A 25,133-nucleotide genomic window follows, 5' to 3' on the forward strand; every position below is an offset into this window, starting at 1 on the left:
CCACCGAAGTCTACGTCACCTTTAGTGCCAGTAGCTCCTGCTTTTACTGTGATAACTGTATTATCACCATTTTTAATGACTAGATCATTTGTACCATTACCAGAGATACCTTTCATGCCTGTTAACGTATCTGCTAATTTCACTACTAAGCCATTTGCATTTGTAGTTGAATCTTTTTCTACGCGGATATTGGTACCTTCAGGCGTTGCTGTAGTTGTAGTTCCTGGAGTAGCTGTTCCTGTAGCAGTCGCTGGTGCTGTTACTGGTGTGAAGTTAACTCCACCTTTTACAGTTAATGTAGTACCTAATGCACGTGTTATAGCTTGCGTATCATCGCCTGTGAAAGTAATTGGATTTGTTTTTAAGCTTTCTAAGTCAGATGCATTAGCTTTTTGACTTAATGCAGTATTGATAGTTGTAATATCTGTTTTCGTAGCTAAGCCACTAATTTTGAACTCTTTACCAGTAGCTTCTGCGCCTGTACCATCTTCTTGTTTTACAGTCACAACACCATCATTACCAACAGCATATGTATCTGCTTTTACATGAAGTTCAGAAGCCTTATCTACTTTGCCTGCTAAAGCTGTTACATCTGCTTTTTTAGCTAATTCAGTATGTAATTGACCACCGTTGATAGCATCTGTAGAACCAGCTGCAATGTTGCCATCTGCAATATTGCTTAGTTTAGTTGTCGTTGTGGTAGAACCAGTTGGGTTCACTAAACGAGCTTGTACTGCTGTTACTTCCATAGCATCAGCAGCTTTTGTACCATCAGCACCTACTTTGTCAGCTAAGTACCATTTACCGTCTTTGGCTTTGACAACACGTTTACCGCTTTCATCTGTGTACACTACGGTACCAGCTTCGCCATTACGTAATGCGTTCACTTTAGATGTTAAGTCTTTACCATTTAAACCATCTTGACCTGTTGGTCCTTGTGCACCCATACCAGCATCAGCGCCTGTACCAGGTTTGCCATCACGGCCATCTACACCATTAGCACCTACCGTTTTAGCGATCTCAGTAACTTTGTCTAATTTTGTTTTCGCATCTTCAGACAAGCCAATAATAACTTTACCATTATCTCCCGCTACAATGTTTAAACCAGATTTAGCAGATTCTGCAGTAGCTGTTGTGCCATCTCCTTGAACAAAGTCTAGGCCTGTTGTTACTGCTACTGATTTTGCTGTTCCACCATTGGCTTTGTAGCCTAAGTTAGAAACTTCTCCTACTTTAGTATTTACATAAGATTTGTCCGTTTTATCCGCCAAGGCATTGTTAATGTTAGTAATATCGCCTTTGGTCGCTGCATTGTCGATAGCACTGCGAGTTGCTTCATCTAAACCGATATTCACAATACCGCCATCTTCTGTAGAAATAGCAATACCCGTTTTTGTAGTGGCTGTATTGGTTGTCGCTGCACCAGTACCAGTGGCACCTACTGTACCTGTACCAGATTTGAAGGTCAAGCCAGTTGTCACCGCCACGGTTTTACCAGTTTCTGTACCTGCCTTGTATCCTAATTTCGTCGGTATACCAGTGATCGTTACATTTTCACCAGTTTTTTCGGTGCCAACTCCATCAGCCATTGTTAATGTGATAGTACCGCTAGTAGCATCAAACGATCCCGATTTGACATGTCGTTCCGCTGTCTTATCTAGTTTATCTGCTAGATCAGACGCATTTGCTTTCGCCGCCAAATCACTAGCATTCGCTTTTTTGCCCAACTCAGTATTAATCGCTGTAAGCTCTGATTTATCAGCTTTTTCAGCTAATTTACTATGTAATTGGCCACCAGTCACAGCATCTGTAGAGTTAGCTGTAATATTGCCATCTGCTAATCCAGTCAGTTTAGAGCCATTTACACTAATACTTCCTTTATCAGTAGAAGACGTACCTTTATTTACGGTAATTTTAGCATAATCACCATTTGAGATAGTAAGTGCATCTGTACCATTACCAACTAAACCTTCTGTTGTTAAAGAGGCCCCAACATTGCTTGAACGATCACCATTAGTAGCATTCTTGTATGTAGTTACACTCTTAACTGAAATTGCATCTTTTAAACCAACCAATAAACGGCCGTTGGAATTTACATGAGTCCCGATATTCTCAGAATAGAATCGTGCATTACCTTGTGACCATTTTTCATTTGTTGTGCCATTGACACCTGCCCCTGTAATATTCACTTGTTTGCTAGCAGATGTCGGTGTAAACACGCCTTCTGTGCTATTAGATCCACCTGCATCGGCTTTGAAAGTCGTCACAGGAATATTGCCAATCGCCGTATTCACAACACCAGCTGTCACTAATTTATTCGCATCGTTACCTGAGCCAGTGATAGAACCCGCCAAGTTAGGTGTAATCGTAACCGCACCGTTAGTAGTCGTCACGCTTAATGCATTAGTATTGCCACTTGATGCAGATTGAATACCCGTAGCATTGATAGTCACCACGCCACTAGAATTATCTAAGGTTACATTATTACCCGCTTTCAACTTAATTTTATGGCTCGTTGTATCTGGTGTCACATCAGTGGCTGTTGTACCATTTTCAACTTGCAAGCCCCAAGCGGCTGCTTTCAACTGTTTTACATTAACTGCATCGTTATCGTTAACACCGCCGGCAACATTTAAAATACGACGATATTTACCAGATTGACCAACGGATACAACGCCAAAGCCTGGATCATCGTTTACTTCACCGCTGAAAGCAGCTGTTGTCTTTGTAGCTGTATCAGCAGAGTTTACTCTAGAATTTAATCCCAATGCCACGGAGTATTTAGCACCCGTTACCTTAGCGCCAGCACCAATTGCCACAGAGGATTCAGAATCCTTAATATCAGACGCATTCGTTGTGTCACGCACTACTTTTGCATTACCACCGATAGCGATGGCATAATTACTTTCTACATACGAACTATTACCAACAGCAACACCTTCTGTAGCGCCTTTATATACCGTCGTGGTGGTAGGGCCCCCTGCTGGTGGATTCGTAATATTTTCTGTTACGGTATATCCAGTACTTGCATCACGACCTAAGGCTACAGATGATCCGCCATAGGCTCTCGCAATGGTACCGATAGCTACCGCATCATCACCTACCGCTTCTACTTTTTTACTAGCCGCACCGTTTGAACCAATAGCTATGCTATTAGACCCTGTTGCTCGGACTTCGTTACCTATACCTACAGAACGTTGCCCACTCACAGTGACATTAGTGCCGATACCCGTAGATAGTTGCGCTGAAGTAATGACATCACGACCAATCGCTGTTGCCCAATTACCACTTGCTTGTGCATAGGAACCAATCGCCACAGAAGCAGCGCCTGTGGCACCTTCACCATTATAGTTAGCACTTACATCAGTAACGCCATTCACCGTACGATTGGCTGTTTCTGTGGAATTTGTTTTATAGTATCTAACAGCTGCTTTTAACTGTTTTACATTGACAGCATCGTTATCGTTAACACCGCCTGCTACGTTTAAGATACGACGTTTTACAGAACTATTATTACCAACGGAAACCACACCATTACCTGTATCATTATTCGTATCTCCACTGAAAGCGGCTATCGTATTCGCTTTTGTATCGTTATATTCAACAGCAGAGTTTAAACCCAAAGCTACAGAATATTTCGAACCTGTAACACTAGCATTAGAGCCTAATGCCACCGCTCCTGTTGATAGCGCTGCCTTATTATCAGCATCTTTTCCTTCTAGTACTTTTGCACCAAGCCCAATGGCCACCGCATTAGTAGCTGTAGTAACCTTTGTAGTTGCCCCCAATGCAACAGAGCCAGTTCCATCTATTTCTGTATCACGACCGATGGCAACACCATCATTTACCATCGTGCCTGCATTCGTAACATTACCCGTTGTAGGGTCCACTGTTTTCACAACGCCCACACGTGCATTCGGACCAAAAGCTAAGGAGTGCGCACCACTAACTCTTGCATTCGTGCCGAGTGCTAACGCATTCCAATAATATGCTTTGGCCTCCTTACCGATCGCCACGCCAGCATTACCATTACTACCTTCACTCCAAGCTTGTGCACTATCACCGATGGCCACACCGTGGTCCACGTTTGCATAAGCATTAGGACCCAGGGCTACCGATTTTTGACCATTTGCGTAGGCATACACACCTAGTGCTAACGCATTAGTGCCTGTAGCTGTATCATTATCGAAGTTGGATTTAATTTTAACGACTTTATTATTTATCTTTGTGCCTAATGGATCGTTGATATCTGGGTAATCTTTTGCAGATTTATTCGACGCCCCTGCGATGGAAAGGAAATGAGCCGATTTATCTGTCCAGTCACGTAATTGTGCCACAGTAACCGCATCGGTATCTAACGCACCTGGTGCTACGTTGACGATACGACGAAGACCACGGCGACCGGTAGACTTACCATCAGCACCTTTCTCATCCCAGCCACCAACGGATACATAACCAGCCGTTACGGCATTTAATTTCGCTAACTCTGTACCCAATGTGGATCCTTGTGGCAAGTATGGATCAATAGATAAACCATGTACATTAGTAGCAGATGCACTGTCACTAAAGTTAGATTGACGAGTATTCGGATTCCCCCAATAATGAGTAGTAGAACGGTAACCTAAGGCAACAGAGTTTTCAAAATCTGCACTAGCCAAACGTCCCAATGCTGTAGAAGACGCCTTTGTAACTCTCGCAGAATCACCAATCGCTACAGAACTACTTGCTTCCTTTGAGATAGTAGCTCGTGTACCAAAGGCAATACTGTTCGGTGTATCTTGTGCTATGTTAGCGTTGAAACCGACTGCCATAGAGTTCAAGGAGTTATCACCAACGGATGCACTACTACCAAGTGCTACGGAGTTACCCGCATCTGTACCAATAGTAACATTCGAGCCTAATCCTGTAGCATTCATGGAACCATAACCAACAGAAGCACGTACCCCTACACCCACAGAGGACACACTTCGTATATCTGCCCCATAGCCCATACCGATACTATTATCACCCATAATGCGGCTACCAGGACCCATACCAATAGCCCCTGCACCAAATACAGTAGACTGTGTACCAATAGCAACTGAGTTTTCTTTCCGTACTTGTGCCCCTACGCCGACAGCAATGGAATTGGCAGATTTATCGCTTACATAGGATAAAGAACCAATACCGATACCGCTTAAGGAATCTACGACAGAACCAGAACCTTGAGCAATAGAAGACGTACCTTTTGCAGATGCATAGTAACCAATCGCAATAGCATTGTCACCACTCTTTTGGGATTTTTGTACTAGCTGTGTATCCCCATTGCTATCTTTCGTAGTCAAATACACACCCGCTTGTTTTTCAACTGTTAATGGTGTTGTCGTATTAGCTTCAACCCTTTTTACCAGTGTATTAATCGTACTACCCACTGTATCCTTGCCCTGATGCCCTACTTGGCCCGCATCTACAAGAGTCATATTATTAACATCTGTCAATGTAATGGCATCAACGTTAGCTTTCGCCTTATCCATCTTCTCTTTTTCAGCTGCAAGAGTTGCGGCTGAAGCGTTGGTATTGGCAACAACTCCATAATAGGAACTAACAGCATTTTGGTAATCAGCCAATGCCTTTAGTTGTGCTTCTGAATAGTTTCCAAGTGTACTACGTACGGCTTGGCGTAACGGATTCGTTGCATTATGTCCATCTGCTGCGGCGATATTATCTATAATATTAGCATTGGCATACGTTTTAAAACCAAAGGCTAAAGAACCTCTACCTACTGCTTTTGCGCTATAGCCGTAAGACATAGCACCTACTTCTGTAGACTCATTATGGTTACCTACTGCCAAAGATTGATTTGCAAAGGAACGGCTTTCTTCACCAATGGCTACTGCGCCCCTTGCTTTATCTGCTGTATAGGCGCGAAGACCCATGGCTGTAGAACCTTCGCCTAAGGCATAGGCTAAGGTACCCATCGCTGTAGCACCATCCTGCGCAGCAATAGAACGGGAACCAATGGCGATAGAACCAATGCCTCCAGAATAGGTAGGACTGAAAATACGATTTCCCGACTCATCACTCTGATTATATCCTGTTGCAAATTTGTTCCAGTCTACAATTTGATGGGTCCCTTTATCATCATTTTCAGATGAATACCATCTGGCATTTCTAAATAATTTTTTTGCTGCATCATTCTTACCATTCGGATCACCATATAATTCCTTAATGGTATCAAGGGGTATAATATCTCTATACTTTGTAGAAATATCGTCATTACCGATGGCAATCGAGGACGCTCCTGCTGCATATACGTCATTACCAATAGCCGTTGCCTGTTCTGCCGCCAAAGCATTACTACCTACCGCCGTACCTTGTCCACCAAATACATGAGCCGCATTACCTACAGCAGTGAACTTTCTCGGAGACTCTGCTGTGATGCCATGCGCCACAGCTCCTGCCCCAATAATAACAGAATCTTTTGCATTACGGTTTAAATCACCATTAAGGTCTCCATTCTTAATCGGAGCCAATACTACAGAATTACGTGGCAAATGAATACTGCCACTGTTATTATAATAGCTACTAGCCCCTGTAGCACCCGTAGTCAAATCAGTTTCCACATAAATAATCGCCTGTGCTGGTGGCGCAAAGAATCCAATTCCACCAGTGATCAAGAAGGCAATAACTGCCCCCTTGCTGTACATACCTTTATCTTTCAGCACGCGTTTTAGAAACCGCTCACATTCCTTAAACTCGAAACTTTTACCCATAAAACGTATCCTTTCTGCTTTTACCAGCAATCCATTCCTCACTACCATAATATCGCCTCAGCGTATTCACAGTACCGCTGTTATATATGGTGTAACAATACCTACAATATGTATGCACATAGATATGGATATATACCTTCACAATTACATAGATCTGAAATCATATGTATATGCTATACTTGCGTACTACATATGTGTGTGAATTCATAGTGCACCAACCATTTAACTCACGGCATAGTTATACTATATATTTTGTATAAATATTTGCACATCTATCACGCTTGATGAACTATCCTCATTCTATGTCATTTTTACTCTTGAAATAAATATACAAAAAGAGTAATATTCTCAAACTACTAAACTTGAAAATAATATGTACATATCTTTATGTATACGCATTCACTATATATTATACTAGTTTACTAGCCTTTATACAACGTATAAAACCTACATTTTTTGATAAATAAACGCATTACCCCCCCCCCATTTTACACGAATTGAATATAAATTGTTTTGTAGTGTTATTTACTATTTAGTTTTAATCAATTAATTTTACATAAACCGCTTTATTACGGCAAAGAACTACAGTGATACTTAGCATAGTTTGCTACTTTCTTATCGTCTGAATAAAACAATTACAGTAGCATTTCAGAACAAATTATGCTATACTTAACTTACAAATAAGAAGAGCCATCAACGTGTGCAGGCGTTAGGCTCATCTCGAAAACATAGAAATGGATTTGCCTAACGTGTAGAGGGAGGGAACCTCTTATCGTTAGGCTTTTTCATTAATTAGTTAAACCAATCAATGAGTCGTACTATTAATTTTAGAATTAAAATCAAGATATCGATTTTTCTAAACTTTTTCATAGTACCACCTCCTCCCATTAGGGAAGAGATAAGCCTAACAGCACGTTAATAGCTCTTGCATTTTTATTATAGCATAATCTATTCGTACTGTTTATATAAACTTACTATCATGTCGAACAACAAACTAAGCAAAGTGCAAGTTTGCAAACGATACCGTCACAAGTGCCCTTCCCCTTGAGGAACGCCGTTGTACGTAGCACATCTTGTGGCGCTCCTAACTACCTAACTCACACAAACACAAAAGCCCGTAACATGTTCCTGAACAAACCTACCGTAGGATCAGTTTGAGAAGGAATATGTTACGGGCTTATTTATACTAATTTAGACATCGCCACAAGATTGCATAGGGCAATAAGAGACGACTTATTTCGCCTCTACTGCTGCAATCGCACAAAGGTCAACGATATCGCTTACGGAGCAACCACGGCTAAGGTCATGGATTGGTTTTGCCAAACCTTGGATGATTGGTCCAATAGCAGTAGCCCCAGCAAAACGTTGTACTAATTTGTAACCAATGTTCGCAGCTTGTAAGTCAGGGAAAATCAAGATGTTAGCTTTACCAGCTACTTGGGATCCTGGAGCTTTACGTTCTGCTACGGATGGAACGATGGACGCATCTAATTGCAATTCCCCATCGAATGCGAAATCTACGTTACGGCCTTTCAAGTCTTCTACAGCTGCTACCACTTTATCAACTTCTGGAGAAGAAGCAGATCCTTTTGTGGAGAAGGACAAGAAGGATACGCGAGGTTCTTTCATACCTGCTACGGAACGAGCTTTACCAACACTGGACTCAGCGATATCAGCCAATTGTTCAGATGTTGGGTTAGGGATAACGCCGCAATCGGAGAAAATCAACAATCCGTCATCGCCGTATTCTTTTTTATCAGTGATCACAAGCATAGAGCTGGACACAGTTTTCAAACCAGCTTGTGTACCTACCACTTGGATAGCTGCACGAAGTACGTTTGCTGTAGGGCTTGCAGAACCTGCAACCATGCCGTCAGCCAAACCTAAACGCACTAACATAGCACCGAAGAACAATGCATCGCCAGTCATAGTAGCGTGTGCTTTTTCAGGTGTCATGCCTTTTTTCGCGCGCAATTCTACAAATGTATCTACCATTTTGTTTAATTCGCCGAATGTAGCTGGGTTGATGATTTCAGCACCTTCCAAAGATACACCAGCTGCTGTAGCTGCCGCTTGAATTTTATCTTCTGCACCAACCAATACAGGTACGCAGAAACCTTCTTTCAAAATCGCAGCTGCCGCTTCAATCACACGGCTATCTTCGAATTCTGGCAATACAATTTTTTTACCCAAGCCTTTTGCTTGCTCTTTTAAACTTTGAATTAAATCCATGGTATGTCCTCCTTTTAAGACCCATTTCGATATATCTACGCTTATTATACTATAACTAATTTTGATGTTCAAACCGCTTCATATAGTTATGGTGAAAGTATAGTATCTACTTCATTCATAGTTACCCTTACTACTGAAAGCGTTTCAAGTATCCATATATATGAATAACTCTATCTATCAATACTGCTTCGGTATAAACCCAAAGTGCTGCAATGCTTTATAAATCCCATCGTCATGGCAGGATGCTGTGACGTAGTCAGCTTTTTCTTTCAATGCATCACGGCCGTTTCCCATGGCAATATTCAGCCAATCTGGTCGGAACATGGACAGATCGTTATAGCCATCGCCAAAGACGATGACGTCTTGATAGGATGCGCCAAAACCATCAATCATTTTACGAATGCCATAAGCCTTATCCATCGGTTCAAACAGCACGCAGCCCTCTCCATAGCGGATGAGGTCCTTCGTCATGTGTACGATACCACGGCGTTGTTCCTCTTCTTCTGTGATGAATGCATAGACCTTGTAAAAATGCTCAATATCTTCCGGCACTATTTCTGGCACTACCTGTGTCTTCATCATATCCCATTGCACATCCCAGTTTAGGACACTTTCATAAGGGGTAATGCGAACAAAGTCATTTTTATGGGTCACACCCCAAGGCACATGATGGCTCGTCAAGTACTTGAGGTATTGCACGCACCGTTCCCGATCCATCCCCTGCATCCATTGCACTTCGTAGTTTTCTGTAATGCTATAGCCTCCATCAGCCACAAAGTTCGGTGTATTCGCCATTTTAGCAAAGCGCATAGCATCTACCTGCAAGCGACCGGTGGCAAGCCCCACATGATGCCCTTTGTCCTGCAAATAATCCAAAGAATATTGGGTACTTTCAGGAATCACCCCATCTGGCCAGACCGCTAGGGTATTGTCGATATCAAAGAAAAAATATTTCTTGTCCATCTAGTCCTCCTCAGCGTAAATACTGTTTCTCATCCCAACCGTTCACCAACTGAAAGCGGTCCTTCTGCTCTACATCCGGATATTTCTCATGGTCCACCTCGCTAGCAAACATCACTAAAGGACGCACGAAAGTTTTCCGCTCTCCATAGAGTTGTTGGTATACCACATGAGGCTCATCCGTCTCAGAATGGATGGCAATATCGATGACATAGTATAACATGCCTTTAAAATGACGATATAAACCGCCTACTACAATCTCTTGCATAGTCATCGTCCTTTCTGGCAACAATTATTTGCCTAGTTGTTTCGTTGTTTCTGTAACAGAGTACCACACGAGTTCATTCATGTAATAACGAAGCTCTTCACTCTTTACATATTTCGCATTACTGTCAGCTGCGCTTACAATAGCTGTGGCAATATCTTCGCCTGTTAACGTATTGCCTTTCGCTTGAATAGCTTCTTGTATATTGTCCAAGATATCATGGCGCAAATCTTTCAATACATACCACGCATAGCTGCCTTTTTCCTCTTTGTCATTACTAGCTAACGCAGCTGCTTCTTTATTGCGGTTGGGACGATCTAACTGATTATCACCATGCCAATTGTGAATGCGTTTAAAGAATCGCAAGCGCTTTGTAAGCTTTGTGTCCAAAATAGATAACACTTGGGCACCATCATAAACAGTCGCTTTGTCTTGTCCAGGTTTCTGCAAAGCTGTCAATAATTCGTCCATCGTAATGCCATGAACTGGTTTTGCCGTCATGGCAGATACAGACTGATTAGAACTTACCCAGCCTTTTTCTTTTATAGACTGATTTAGTTCTTCTAACGTCATCCCTTGGATGGAAGCTTTCATAGCCGCATATGTGGTTTGTTCTCCATCAATGGTACGCACTAAGCCATCAATGGCTTTTTCTGTTTCTGGCATAATTCCTAATATATGGTAGTCCTTCGCCACTTCTGTTACCTCGGATGGATGTTGACGAGCGAAAATGTCCTCGCTCATAGCAAAACTTGCGCCTACTGTTAACAATAATACTGTTGATACTACTAAACGTTTCAAAATTGTATCTCCTATATAACTTACTGAATCATATTCTACTCAATCTATCTTTTATTATATCATACCTTATAGATTTAAAGGAGCCACAACATTCCCTAAGAGGTTTGTTATGGCTCCTTTTCTATCGAGCATGTACGACATACTCTGCACTAGTTCATCCTATTTTAAGACATGATCTAGTTGTTTGTTAGTTTCTTTTGCTGTTTGTTTTGCTGTATACCAAACAAGTTCATTGATGTAGAAACGAAGTTCTTCTTGATCCACAGCGAACGCTTGTTTAGCTGCTGCTTGTGACAACGCATTCACAATGTCTTCACCAGTTGTTGCTACACCTTTTTGGTCAAGCACGGCTTTCACATTGTCCAATGCGTCTTGACGTACACCACGCAATACATTCCAGCCATAGCTGTTGCTATATCCATTCACCGCTTCTGTTCCATGTTCGTTATGTTTGTTCAAGAACACTTGATAGTTCGCAGTGTGTTCGTATTTGTTGTCCCCATTCCAATTATGAGCACGTTTAAAGAACTCCACGCGATTAGTCAAGTTGCGATCTAACACGCGCAAGAACTCATGATTCACATCATGTTCTGCATAGCGATGTTGACGATCTGTCAAGCGCTCACCACGATCATGACGAGCTACTAAATCTGCCTGCACCGCATGGGCGCGATCTAATGTCATACCTAATTCTTGTAATGCAGATGCCGTTTCTGGTGTCACTGCTTCTACTTCATATCCCACCGCTGGTGTTACGATATTGTCTGGATTCTTTTGATCGAACAACACATCTCCCATGGCAAAACTAGATGTTGTGGCAGCTAATAATACTGCCGTTACTACTAATTTTTTCATGCCTATATCTCCTATACATATTCTATTTACTAAATTATCTCATCTAGATATAGTATCTAATCTTTCTCACACATTGTACTATATTGTTTTTATTTTGTATACCATAGACCCTGTGAAAGCCGGAGCTTTCACAAAATCTATTCGTATTGGTTAGTAAAAATTAACCTTTTTTTACATATTTAAGTACTTCTGCCAATTGCGCTTTCAACTCATTAATTTCGTCTTTTTGCAATTGATTTTGTGCTTCTAATGTGGATACTTTATCTTGTAATGTATAGGAAGAGCTAATAGGACCTTGACGATACGCATCTTTCACTGCTGTTTCATCAGCACGAGATCCGAACTTCCAGCTAACGCCCGCATTCGCCATCAATTCATCATGATTGCTGCCGATAGATGCGCCTGCATGGAATAATAGAGACTCGTTTTTATAGTGTGCAATACCTAATGCCAATGCAGTTTGACCTTTGTAAGTACCTACGCTAGCCATCAATGTAGTTGGTTCCAATGGATCGTATTGTAAGTGACGCAATCCAGCCATCGCAGCAGATTGAGCACCTAAACGATTAACACGACTCTCCACATTAGTTGCGTAATTTACAATTCCTTTCAACTGTGCCACATTCACTGCATCAGTATCATTTTGACCTGCGGCTACATTAGTAATCTTCGTATTATCAGCATCAATACCATCTTTACCGATTGTCACTGTTGCTTTTGTGCCATCAGCTTTTTTGTTTTCTACAGTTAATCCATCGCCATTGATTGTTAATGTAGTGCCAGCTCCATCTGCTGTTGCTGCATTTGTAATAGACGTAATACCAGTCAATGTAGGCTGTAACGCTACGTTCAATGTATCTGCATTGGTAGCATCTTTTTTCACAGTGATATTGTTATCGCCATGGATTTTTAATGTGTCACCCAATTTACGTTTAACTGTATCATTTGCTGTATCGCCTTCAAACGTAAGACCTTTTTCAAGAATCGCATTCGCAGTGTTATGTAAATCTGTTACGTTTACTGCAGAGTTATTAACTGTAGTGCCTTCTTTAGCCTCTTTTAATTTAGCTAAGTAATCTGCATCTTTAGCAGGTTCACCTAACGCAGATGCCACATTATCCAATGTCATTGGAGCACCCGCATTCAATTTTGTATGAATTTTACCTGCAGGAACTTCTGCCCCATTTTTATCTACAAATTTACCATCTGTTGTTTTGAACACTTGGTTGCCATCTTTGTCTACAAAAATGGTTGGATTAGTTACACGTTCGTTGAATAATTGGCTACCGTTAACAGCATCTTTGGATTTTTCGGATACAGTACCATCTGCAATGTTAGATAGTTTATTTTGTGCACCTGTAGTTGTTCCATCTGGAGATACTAGGCTTGTCACAACCTCTTTAGTAGGAACCGCAGTTGCTCCTTGTTTTTTCTCTCCATTAGGCTCTACTTCATCAGCTTTGTAGTAATTGCCATCGTTTGCTTTCACTAAGCGATCACCGGCAGCATTTGTGAATACTACTGTACCAGCTTCGCCGTTACGAAGTGCATTCACCTTAGATGTTAAATCTTTACCATTCAAACCATCTTTACCAGTCGGTCCTTGTGCACCTGCAGAACCAGCTACGGCTGCACCATCTTGACCTGCACCTGCTTTGCCATCACGTCCGTCAGAACCTGTGTTACCAATGTTAGCTGCATTATCTAATGTTTTACGTGCTGTTTCCTCTAAACCAATTGTAATCGTACCGTTTTTATCAGTTTCTACAACCACACCTGTTTTAGGTCTTAATCCATCAGTATCTTTGCTAGGGCTATCTTGACCTGCTGGTAAATCAGTTGGTGCTATTGTACCAGTACCGGCTTTGAAAGTAATTACTTTATTTTTCGGCACTACTGTAGTGCCCGTTCCAGTACCATCATCAACATGTAAATCCCAGGCGTGATCATCTACATATTTTTTAGTAGCTACATCTGAATTGTCTGTTGGTTCTGCCACGTTTGTGATTTTTTTACCACCCGCATCGATACCATCTTTACCGATTTTCACTGTTGCTTTCGTACCATCAGCTTGTTTGTTTTCTACAGTTAATGCATTGCCATCGATTGTTAATGTAGTGCTTGCTACTTTCCCTGCATCAGGTTGTGCTGGATCTACTGGAGCTGCATTTGTAATAGATGTAATATTTTTTAAATCTTTTACTAAACCAATTTCTAGTTTACCATCAACATTTTTAGTACGGATGTTGTTGGCTGCTGTTGCTACAGTATCTGCTACTGTACCTTCACCTACGATGTCGAGTTGCTCGCCTAATTTTTTGGCGATTACATCTCCTAGGTTACCTTTGAATTTCAAGCCTTTTTCAACAATCGCATTCGCAGTGTTATGTAAATCTGTTACGTTAGTAGCTGCATTTTTAACTGGACTATTATCTTTAGCCGCTTCTTTTAATTTTTCTAATGTATCTGCACCCGCTACTGGCGTCACTACAGAAGAAATATTATTTAATACAGTTGTACCATTTGTTACAGTACCATCTGGGCTTACTAGACGTGCTTCTGGTGTCACTGCTACAGGAGCTGTACCACCATTTTCAGCTTCAGTTTTTACATTGCCATCTGGTTTTACTTCATCAGCTTTGTAGTAATTGCCATCGTTAGCTTTCACTACACGGTCGCCGGCCGCATTTGTGTACACTACCGTACCAGCTTCGCCGTTACGAAGGGCATTCACCTTAGATGTTAAGTCTTTACCATTTAAGCCATCTTTACCAGTTGGGCCTTGTGCACCTGCAGAACCAGCTACGGTTGCACCATCTTTACCAGCACCTGCTTGACCATCACGTCCGTCAGAAGCCGTATTACCAATGTTTACTGCATGGTCTAGTGTTGTACGATCTGCTTTTTCTAAGCCAAGTGTGATGTTGCCTTCGTCATCTTTTGCAATAACAATGCCTTTTTTAGGTTTATCTGCAGCATCGCTTATGTCTGCACTAGCTTTTAATGTAATCGCTTTATCTTTTGCTGTTACAGCTTCCGCTGGATTATCGCCATTTTGAACTTTTAAGCCCCATTTTTGAGCATCTACATATTCTTTATTGGCTGCATCTTTGTCAGCTTCCGGTGTTGCCACGTTAGTGATTTTTTTATTACCCGCATCAATACCATCTTTGCCGATTGTCACTGTTGTTGTGTCAGCACCTTTTTTGTTCACTACGGATAGCTTATCGCCATCGATAGTTAATTTCGTACCATCTCCATCTGCTGTTGTTGCATTTGTAATCGACGTAATACCAGTCAACGCTGGGTTCACATTATATTTGTAAGGGCTAGCTACTGTGCCATCGCCTTCAACAGTTGTGTTCGTACCAGCTGCAAAGTTTGGTTTTACTGCAGAAATAGTATATGTTTTCTTACCTGTTGTTTTATCTTCGTCGGAAGTAACGGTAACGCCATCACCTTGTACGACTTCTGTGCCTAATCCAGTAATCACTTTTTTACCAGCATCTGTAATGTTGGATAAGTTTTTATCTGCCAATGGACTTGTTGCATTAGTGATTGCTGTATTAACTGCGCCTGCTGTCGCAAGTTTGTTTGCATCGCCAGCATCTGTAATATTAGCAGCCACTACAGGTGTTACTGTAATGTCGCCATTATTGTTAGTAACAGTTAATGTGTTCGCATCACCAGAAGTAACAGATTTCACTGGGTTTAAACCAGAAATTGTAGCCTCTTCTCCTGTTATGTCGTTACCGTCAGCATCTACATATTTTAATGTAACAGTTCCATTATTCACAGTATACGCTTGTGGTTTAATATGACGTTCTGCTGTTTTATCTAACTTACCTTCAACTTTTTCATTCGTTGCATGTAACTGTTTACCTGTCACAGCATCAGTAGAACTATTTGTTAATGCAGCATCTGCTAAGTTAGTCACCTTAGCACCACCTACATTCACGCCGGCCGCATTGATCGTTACTGCAGTACCAGCACCAGTGAAAGTTAATCCAGTATCACCAGTAATAGACGTAATACCTGTTAACGCCGGATTCACGTTGTATTTGTAAGGTTTATCTTTTGTACCATCACCATCAACAGTTGTATTCGTACCATTTGCAAAATGCAGTTTTGCTGCAGAGATGGTGTATGTTTTCTTACCTGTTGTTGCATCTTCAGCGGAAGTAACAGTAACGCCATCACCTTGTACCACTGCTGTGCCTAATCCAGTAATTACTTTTTTACCAGCATCTGTAATGTTGGATAAGTTTTTATCTGCCAATGGCTCTATTGCATTATTGATAGCTGTATTGACTACGCCTGCTGTCGTAAGTTTATTTGCATTGCCAGCATCTGTAACATTAGTAGCCACTACTGGTGTTACTGTAATATCGCCATTATTATTAGCAACAGTTAATGTGTTCGCATCACCAGAAGTAACAGATTTCACTGGATTTAAACCAGAAATTGTGGCTTCTTCTCCTGTTTCTGTGCCATCAGCATCTACATACTTTAATGTAACAGTTCCATTATTCACAGTATACGCTTCTGGTTTAATATGACGTTCTTTTGTTTTATCTAATTTAGCTTCTATTTTTTTATTAGTAGCATCTAACTGCTTACCTGTTACAGCATCAGTAGAATCTTCTGATACATCACCTTCTTCTAGGTTAGTGATTTTTTTACCGCCTACATCAACGCCATTATCAGTGATCGCAACGGTTGTTGCGCCACCATTCAATGTCAATGTATCACCAGTGATAGATGTAATACCTGTTAAGGCTGGGTTTACATTATATTTGTAAGGGCTGTTTTCTGTGCCATCGCCCTCAACAGTCGTATTCGTTCCATTTTCAAATTTAGACGGAGCCGCTCCACCGCCACCGCCGGCAGCATTTTTAAGTTCCTCTTTTAAAGAGTCACTTAATTTTAATTTATACTTACGGGTAACACCGTTTTCAGTACCTTTTTCAGGATTTTCACTGTTACCTGTATCAACAACAATATCGTCACTATCCTCTACAAGAGTATCATTAGCTTTTACGATGAAATTATTAAACGTAGCTTTTACGTTTCCGGGAGCATCATCTGCTGTAAAAGTATTCGTTGTAACACTTACATTATTACCTGCTTCCACATGATAATAAGGAATATTTAGTGCAACCGCATTTGGATCAAAGGGCACTTCCGTATATGTTGGAGGATTAAAGTCAGGTGGTAAATTAGGGTCCGGCCCTTCAGATTCCCCTCCACTAGCCATCACCCATGGCGCACTAGGAGAAAATGACGTCGCTACTGTCGCTGCTGTTACAGCCAACAATGCAACAGCGTATTTTTTACGTTTTATTGAAATTTTATCTTTCATACATTCTATTCCTTTCTACTTACCTTATACACTAACATTACTATATATTCCATGTAATAATATCAATAAATTTGTAAATATTCATTAGATTCTATCGGTAAATACATTAAAGTGTATTTAGGTTTAAGGTCCATATTATAAGCAACAAGACCATCTGTGGTTCCATACTTATAAAAGTAATATAACACCAACATGACATGTATCATTTATAATAACACATGCCTATTTTAATTTAATTGTATTAAATTATATTTAAAATTTTCAATCCTTTATTATCATCATACTATATATTTTGAATATATACAATAAAAATGTTGATAAAATTACTTATTTTATCCTCTTCCCCCCCCCCATTTTAAACGAAATGAATATTTAATACTATTTTTGCCAATTCTATAGTCTATTTTATGAAAAATCTTATACTTCATTACCTATACAAATAATCACAACTATTATAAACTTAAAAATTTATACCATTTCTTAAACGTGATACTCATCAATAGGGTATCCCCATATCTGATCTTCCCACCCTCCTGAGAAACACCATTACGAGTAGTAGCCTTCGTGGCGTTCCTTACTATCTAAATCACAGAAGTGCAAGAAGAGCACGGCGTGCCCCGAACAAACTAAGACTAAGTCACGTTCACTTGTATCATAATTGCATCCACTGTAAAAAGAGCACGGCATGTTCCTGAAGAAACATTATGAAATACCGTTTCTGAAGGAATGTGCCGTGCTCTTCATTTGCTATATATCATTAATTGAACGTGACAATCATCAACAGGAGAGCACCGTGCTCTTCCCTTTGCCCTATGTATTCAAGAACACCACAAGGCTACATAGCGTCACAAGTGACGACTCATAGCGGAACAAGTACCGATTGTATTAGATCTACAACTTGTGCTATAATTAAGTCAACAAAAGAAGAGCCATTAACGTGTAGCCGGCGTTAGGCTCATCTCTAGAAATTGCAAATAAGAAATGGCCTAACGTGTATAAGTACTGGTAATACTTATTGTTACGTTAGGCTTTTTCATTGTCTACTTAAGTAGATCAATGAGCTGAATTGCCAAACTAGCAATAGAAATAATCAAAGAGATTTTTTCATATTTAGTCATAGCAACCACCTCCTCCCATAATAGGAAGAGACGAGCCTAACAACACGTCAATAGCTCTTACATTTTTTATTATAGCACAATCTATTCGCACTGTTTATATAAACTTAAGCCCCTTAGCGATCAGAAAACTAAGCAAAGCGCAAGTTTGCAAATGACACTATCCCTTGAGGAATGACATTACGAGTAGTGGCGTTTGTGGCATTCCTGTACTACCTAAATCACACAAACGCAAGAAGAGCACGACATGTTCCGGAGCAAACCTAACCACTGTATCAGTTTGCGTAGGAATATGTCGTGCTCTTCCCTTTGCCTTATGTAGTCACGAACGCCACAAGGCTACATAGCAAAACAAAAAACAATTGCATTACCTCTATAACCTATGCTATAAGTTACTTATTTAATAACAAAAGCCGTTCAATTTCCAATACATTAGGGAAAATTAATCGTATCCCCTTTCTTTGTAAAGCTAAAACTTTACGAGCTTTCTTTTGTAATTCTCTTTCAAATCGACCGTCAACTCTGACAGGTTTTTTATAAATTCCATCTACGTATTCATTTTTAATGTATAGGATACTAACTGGACACATATTCTGAATTAGAAAAGCCTTCTCATACCCAAGAACTTCTCCAAATAAAATAGTGTCACATTTTCCATATTTATCAATCTTCGTATTATATATTTTCTGAAATTTATCTACTTGCGATGAAAAAGGTATCATCCAATATAATTTAGTTGCTGTATCTAAAAAAGCATAAAAGCATGGTCTATCATGTGGCTGACCATCTATAGTTTCTTTATTTTTCATTAAGTGTGGATCTGGAAAATCTATAAAGTATTGATCTTTTATATAATAAAAGTGACCTGTATTCATAAAATCCTCCCTAAAAAATAGACCCCATTCTTTTGAATGGAGTCTAACTATTTGAGCTCGAACACTTATTGAGTCGCATATCGAGTAGCGACAACCATTTGAACTTAATCTTATTTTAGTTGCTTATTAAGTAACAACAAATATTAGAGATACTAGTATCTCTAATACTAGTATACGCATTCAAAAAGATAACGTCAATAATAAAATCTATATCCTTCCCCTGAGGAACGCCGTTACGAGTAGTAGCCTTTGTGGCGTTCCTTACTACCTACATCACACAAACGCAAGAAGAGCACGGTGTGCCCCAAACAAACTAATACTAAGTCACGTTCACTTGTATCATAATTACATCCACTGTAAAAAGAGCACGGCATGTTCCTGAAGAAACATTATGAAATACCGTTTCTGAAGGAATGTGCCGTGCTCTTCCCTTTGCCCTATGTAGTTACGAACGCCACAAGGCTACATAGCGAAACAAGTGACGACACATAGCGAAACAAATGACGATTGTATTTGATAGCAAACTATGCTATACTTGGAGTATCAAAAAGAGAGCCATTAACGTGTCGTTGGCGTTAGGCTCATCTCGAAACAACAAAATGTGATGATGCCTAACGTGTATAAGTACTGGTTATACTTATCTTTACGTTAGGCATTTTCATTGTCTATTTAAATAGATCTTTAAACAGGTCAATGATACTTACTATTACAGAAATTAGATAAAGCAATAAAGTATACTTTTCATACTTTCTCATAGTATCACCTCCTCCTATATTAGGAAGAGACGAGCCTAACTCACGTTAGTGACTCTCTTACAATCATTATATATCAAAATATATAATATGTGAAATAATAACATTACGAATACTATTTTGGAGAACGCCATTACGAATTGTAGCGTTTGTAATATTCCTACAACCTGTGATATAATTAAGACAACAAAAGAAGAGCCATCAACGTGCAGCTAGCGTTAGGCTCATCTCGAAAAACGTTAAATGAGAATTAGCCTAACGTGTTAAGGTATGCTAGACCCTATACGTTAGGCTTTTTCATTGTCTACTTAAGTAGATCAATGAGCTGAATTGCTAAACTAGCAACAGAAATCATCAAAGAGATTTTTTCATACTTAGTCATAGCAACCACCTCCTCCCATACTAGGAAGAGATGAGCCTAACAACACGTCAATGGCTCTTACATTTTTATTATAGCATAATTTATTCGCACTGTTTATATAAACTTTATGCCTCTATACTCAGCAAACTAAGCAAAGCGCAAGTTTGCAACTGATACCGCCGCAAACACAAAAAGACCGCAATATACTCTTAAACAAACTTACCATAGGGTTAGTTTAAGAAGAATTATGTTGCGGTCTTTCCTTCCCCTGAGGAACACCGTTACGAGTAGTAGCCTTTGTGGCGTTCCTTACTACCTAAATCACACAAATGCAAGAAGAGCACGGTGTGCCCCGAACAATCTAAGACTAAATCACGTTCACTTGTATCATAATTGCATCCACTGTAAAAAGAGCACGGCATGTTCCTGAAGAAACATTATGAAATACCGTTTCTGAAGGAATGTGCCGTGCTCTTCATTTGCTATATATCATTAATTGAACGTGACAATCATCAACAGGAGAGCACCGTGCTCTTCCCTTTGCCCTATGTAGTTACGAACGCCACAAGGCTACATAGCGAAACAAGTGACGACTTACTTTTTGATCCAAGGCATCAATTTACGTAATTCGCCACCCACTTCTTCTACTTGATGTGCTGCAGATTGTTTACGTTGTTGGTTAAGATATGGGTAACCTGCTGCATAGTCGTTAAGGAATTGATCAGCAAATTTGCCGTCTTGGATATCTTTCAATACACCGCGCATAGCTTCTTTCGCTGCTGCTGGGATTACTTTTGGTCCTGTTACATAGTCACCGAACTCAGCTGTGTTGGAGATGGATTTACGCATTGTTTCGAAACCACCTTCGTAGATTAAGTCGATGATTAATTTCATTTCATGAACACATTCAAAGTATGCATTAACTGGATTGTAACCAGCTTCTACCAATACTTCGAAACCAGTTTGCATCAACGCACATACGCCGCCGCAAAGTACTGCTTGTTCACCGAATAAGTCAGTTTCAGTTTCTTGACGGAAGTCAGTTTCCAAGATACCGGAACGGCCACCGCCTACACCGGATGCCCATGCCAATGCTACTTCTTTAGTGTCTCCGCTTGGATCTGCGTATACAGCGTACAAGCAAGGAACACCAGAACCCTCTTGGAATGTACGGCGTACTAAGTGACCAGGGCCTTTAGGAGCTACCATGAATACGTTTACGTCAGCAGATGGTTTGATTTTACCGAAATGAATGTTGAAACCATGAGCAAATGCCAAGTACGCACCTTTTTTAAGGTTAGGAGCGATGGATTTTTCATAAGTTTCTGCTTGCAATTCATCTGGAATCAAGATCATCACAACGTCTGCACCTTTTACAGCTTCGCCTGTTTCTTTAACTACGAAACCAGCTTCTTCTGCTTCTTTCCAGGATTTGGAACCTTCCCGAAGACCGATTTGTACATCCATGCCGCTTTCTTTCAAGTTCAACGCATGTGCATGACCTTGAGAACCGTAGCCAAGAACCGTAATTTTTTTACCTACTAATACTTGTAGATTGCAATCTGCATCATAAAATACTTGTGTGCCTAAAATGTTACCTGCCATTGTGATAACCTCCTACTTTGTAATACATAATGATGTTTATAATTTACTAGATTTTCTAGTGAAATTCAACTTATTTTAAGCCTTTCGGCTTACGGATTTACCATACTTACTATGATAATTTAGTATAAATAAAAATATCTTTGTACACCCTACAAAAACATTTTATGAAAGTACCTGCAACCAAGGTCGATCTTGGACCCAAGTTACTTTCACAGATACACCATAGAGTGCTGATAATATCTCATCGGTAATAACCTCATATTTCGGCCCCGATTGAAAGATTTTGCCTTCTTTTAATAGTGCCACATGGGTCACTGTGGGAAGGATTTCCTCGATTTGGTGCGTCACGTAGATAAACGGACACGGACTGTCCTGCGCTCTTCGTTGATTGAGATGACGGAGCAATTGCTCCCGGCTCGGCACGTCCAGTCCATTGCATGGTTCGTCTAGGATGAGCAAATCGGGACTCGTCATCAGTGCTCGACCAATGAGGGCTCGTCGTTGTTCTCCCGTGGACAATACTCCAAAGTGACGATGTTGTAATTGTTGCAATCCCATACTTGCTAGGACCGCATCACAGTGCTGTTCTTCTTCCTCTGTCACATCATGGTATATACCAATCGTTCCATGGGCCCCAGAGAGCAAAATCTGGCGCACCGTTTCGTCTCGCATCGTTCGTTCAAATTGCCCTAAGGTAGAACTGACGAATCCGATGCGATTTTTTACGTCTTTCCATACGCATTGTCCAAAGGTATGCCCTAGGACACGGACCTCACCACGGGTGACGCAAGTATATGCCATAATCATGCCTAGTAAGGTAGACTTACCTGCCCCATTAAGACCCAATAGTGCCCAATTTTCCCCTGTGTTCACATGCCAATCTACACCTTGTAAAATTGCATCTCCATTGCGGACAAAGGTAACGCCTTCGTAATGTAATAACTCACCTTGTTTTGGTTCTGCTATGTTCATTACATTTTTTCTCCACGGCTCATAGCAGTGCAACCTGTTTTCGCAATTTCCAAAATACCATATTCTTTCATAATTTCTATGAAAGCATCCAACTTCTGCGTTTCTCCTGTAATTTCTATCACGATGGAGCTCGGTCCTACATCGAGTACATTGCCACGGTATACATCCGCTAATTGGATGATTTGTGGTCGTACCGACACGTCCGCTTTTACTTTAATAAGCATCAATTCACGACGCACCACTTGTTCTGGAGAGAATACTTTGACTTTTATAGCATCTACTAGTTTATAGATTTGTTTTTGGATTTGGTCCAATTGCACTTCGTCTGTTTCTACAGTCAATGTAATCCGTGCTTGATCCTTTGGAATGGAAATGCCCGATGTCATTTGGGTCACGGAGTAGCCACGACGATTGAACAAGGAAAGGATTCTTGCCCCGATGCCTGGTTTGTTTTTTGTAATCACTAACACTTGGTGTTGTTGTCCTTTACTCATTGTCAGGGCCTCCTTTCAATCCCATCATATCTTTGGCTGTGCAACCGGCTGGAATCATTGGGAACACATTTTCTTCTCGTTCTACCATACAGTTAATCACCACTGGCTCGTCAGATAGGATCAGGTCTCGCAATTGGCTACGCAACTCTTCGATGGTGGATAATGTCACCCCTTGTACACCATAGGCTTTTGCCAAGGTTTCAAAGTCTGGGTTCACTTCTAAGTCTACGAAGGAATAGCGACGTTGATTAAACAACTCTTGCCATTGACGAACCATGCCCAAGAAACCATTGTTGATGATCACGACTTTCACAGGGATATTGTAAGCTTTCAACAAGAGTAATTCTTGGCTGTTCATTTGCAAGCCTCCATCACCTGTGATGAGTACTACTTTTTTATCTGGTTGTGCCACTTGTGCACCAATGGCTGCTGGCAAGCCAAAGCCCATCGTACCAGCACCACCGGATGTGATGATCGTATTCGGCTTTGAGAAAGTAATAAATTGAGACGTCCACATCTGGTGTTGTCCTACGTCTGTGACCACGATGGCATTGCCCTTCAAGATATTGTCAATTTCATAGATTACCTTTTGTGGTAATAGAGAATCTCCCTCATGAGGATGCACTCGAATTGGATATTCTTCACGCCATTCACGGATGCGTTCCAACCAACTTTCATGCGTTTGTGGAGTCAATTCATGATTCATTTCATTCAATACATGTTTCAAATCCCCAACGATTGGCACATTGATAAGTTTATTTTTACCAATTTCAGCTGGGTCAATATCTACGTGGATGATCGTAGCATCTTTGCAGAACTCCTTCGGAACCCCTGCGATTCGATCGTCGAAACGAATCCCTAATGCTAACACTACATCTGCTTCATTCACAGCATAGTTGGCATATACTGTACCATGCATGCCTAACATACCTAGGGATAATTGGTGTTCTCCTGGAAAGGACCCTAAGCCCAATAACGTATTCACTACTGGAACTTGGCATGTAATCGCCAATTTGTAAAGTTCTTCTGTAGCATTCGATAATAGTACCCCATGACCTGCTATGATAAGAGGTCGTTTCGCACCTTTCAATAGATCGATAGCTTTCTTGATTTGTTTTGGATGTCCGATGTAATTCGGATCATAGCCTTCAATAGAAATTGGTTCATTAAAAATAGCTTCAAATTCTTCATAGGAAATGACATCTAATTGCGCATCTCGTGTGATGTCTACCAGCACAGGACCTGGTCGACCGGTAGTCGCTAAGTAGTACGCTTCTTTCACAGTTCGAATCATGTCTCGGATATCTTTCACCAAGTAGTTATTTTTCGTCACCGGCATGGTAATGCCCACGATATCCGATTCTTGGAACGCATCTTTTCCCAGCAAGTGGCTGCACACCTGACCTGTAATGGCCAAGAGAGGAATGGAATCCATATGAGCCGTCATAATGCCTGTCACAAGGTTCGTCGCCCCTGGGCCAGACGTAGCTAAACAGACCCCACATTTACCAGACGCACGAGCATAGCCGTCCGCTTCATGGGCTGCCCCTTGTTCATGACGTGCTAAGTAATGGTTAATACCCTCGAAATCATAAATTTCATTGTATATAGGAATTACGGCGCCGCCGGGATAGCCAAATATATCTGTCACTCCCAAGCGCTTCAATGTTTCTAGGAGTATGCGGGCTCCTCGAATCATCTTCTGTTCACTCATAGTTTATCCTCTTTCTAT

At 40.8% G+C, this 25,133-nt stretch carries 12 protein-coding genes; all 12 read right to left on the reverse strand.

Features of this window, described 5'->3' with window-relative positions:
• A partial coding sequence (locus tag EO117_RS07200; protein WP_164727537.1) for a hypothetical protein occupies nucleotides 1–6,800 on the reverse strand: 6,800 nt, incomplete at its 3' end.
• Between the two features lie 1,185 nt (nucleotides 6,801–7,985).
• Entirely contained in the window at nucleotides 7,986–8,984 is a 999-nt protein-coding gene (pta, locus tag EO117_RS07205) for a phosphate acetyltransferase (protein ID WP_062401348.1), read from the reverse strand.
• Nucleotides 8,985–9,161: 177 nt separating this feature from the next.
• Nucleotides 9,162–9,947: an HAD-IIB family hydrolase gene (locus tag EO117_RS07210; protein WP_126939806.1), complete on the reverse strand. Its 786-nt coding sequence runs from the start codon at nucleotides 9,945–9,947 to the stop codon at nucleotides 9,162–9,164.
• A 10-nt stretch (nucleotides 9,948–9,957) separates the two neighbouring features.
• Nucleotides 9,958–10,212, reverse strand: coding sequence for a DUF1653 domain-containing protein (locus EO117_RS07215; RefSeq protein ID WP_126939807.1), 255 nt, complete (start codon nucleotides 10,210–10,212; stop codon nucleotides 9,958–9,960).
• A gap of 24 nt (nucleotides 10,213–10,236) precedes the next feature.
• On the reverse strand, nucleotides 10,237–11,010 hold the full coding sequence (locus EO117_RS07220; protein ID WP_126939808.1) for a hypothetical protein: 774 nt from the start codon (nucleotides 11,008–11,010) through the stop codon (nucleotides 10,237–10,239).
• Nucleotides 11,011–11,169: 159 nt separating this feature from the next.
• Nucleotides 11,170–11,865, reverse strand: a complete 696-nt coding sequence (locus tag EO117_RS07225) for a hypothetical protein (RefSeq protein WP_126939809.1) — start codon at nucleotides 11,863–11,865, stop codon at nucleotides 11,170–11,172.
• A 160-nt stretch (nucleotides 11,866–12,025) separates the two neighbouring features.
• Nucleotides 12,026–17,227 carry a YadA-like family protein gene (locus EO117_RS07230; protein WP_126939810.1) on the reverse strand — a complete coding sequence of 1,734 codons (5,202 nt, stop codon included), beginning with the start codon at nucleotides 17,225–17,227 and terminating at the stop codon, nucleotides 12,026–12,028.
• Between the two features lie 1,507 nt (nucleotides 17,228–18,734).
• The gene (gene cptIN, locus EO117_RS07235) at nucleotides 18,735–19,217 is read right to left on the reverse strand and encodes a type III toxin-antitoxin system CptIN family toxin (RefSeq protein ID WP_126939811.1); all 483 of its coding nucleotides are present in this window, start codon (nucleotides 19,215–19,217) and stop codon (nucleotides 18,735–18,737) included.
• 1,707 nt (nucleotides 19,218–20,924) lie between these two features.
• The gene (gene ilvC, locus EO117_RS07240; RefSeq protein ID WP_126939812.1) at nucleotides 20,925–21,935 is read right to left on the reverse strand and encodes a ketol-acid reductoisomerase; all 1,011 of its coding nucleotides are present in this window, start codon (nucleotides 21,933–21,935) and stop codon (nucleotides 20,925–20,927) included.
• 162 nt (nucleotides 21,936–22,097) lie between these two features.
• Entirely contained in the window at nucleotides 22,098–22,907 is an 810-nt protein-coding gene (locus EO117_RS07245; protein WP_164727538.1) for an ABC transporter ATP-binding protein, read from the reverse strand.
• Nucleotides 22,907–23,401, reverse strand: coding sequence for an acetolactate synthase small subunit (gene ilvN, locus EO117_RS07250; RefSeq protein WP_126939813.1), 495 nt, complete (start codon nucleotides 23,399–23,401; stop codon nucleotides 22,907–22,909). Before ilvN ends, EO117_RS07245 begins: the two co-directional genes overlap by 1 nt.
• Complete coding sequence (gene ilvB / locus EO117_RS07255) at nucleotides 23,394–25,115, reverse strand: biosynthetic-type acetolactate synthase large subunit (RefSeq protein WP_126939814.1); 1,722 nt, start codon at nucleotides 25,113–25,115, stop codon at nucleotides 23,394–23,396. The genes ilvN and ilvB overlap by 8 nt, the downstream gene beginning before the upstream one ends.
• Between the last annotated feature and the right edge of the window lie 18 nt (nucleotides 25,116–25,133).

The organism is Veillonella sp. VA142, from assembly GCF_003992135.1.
GTDB lineage: Bacteria > Bacillota > Negativicutes > Veillonellales > Veillonellaceae > F0422.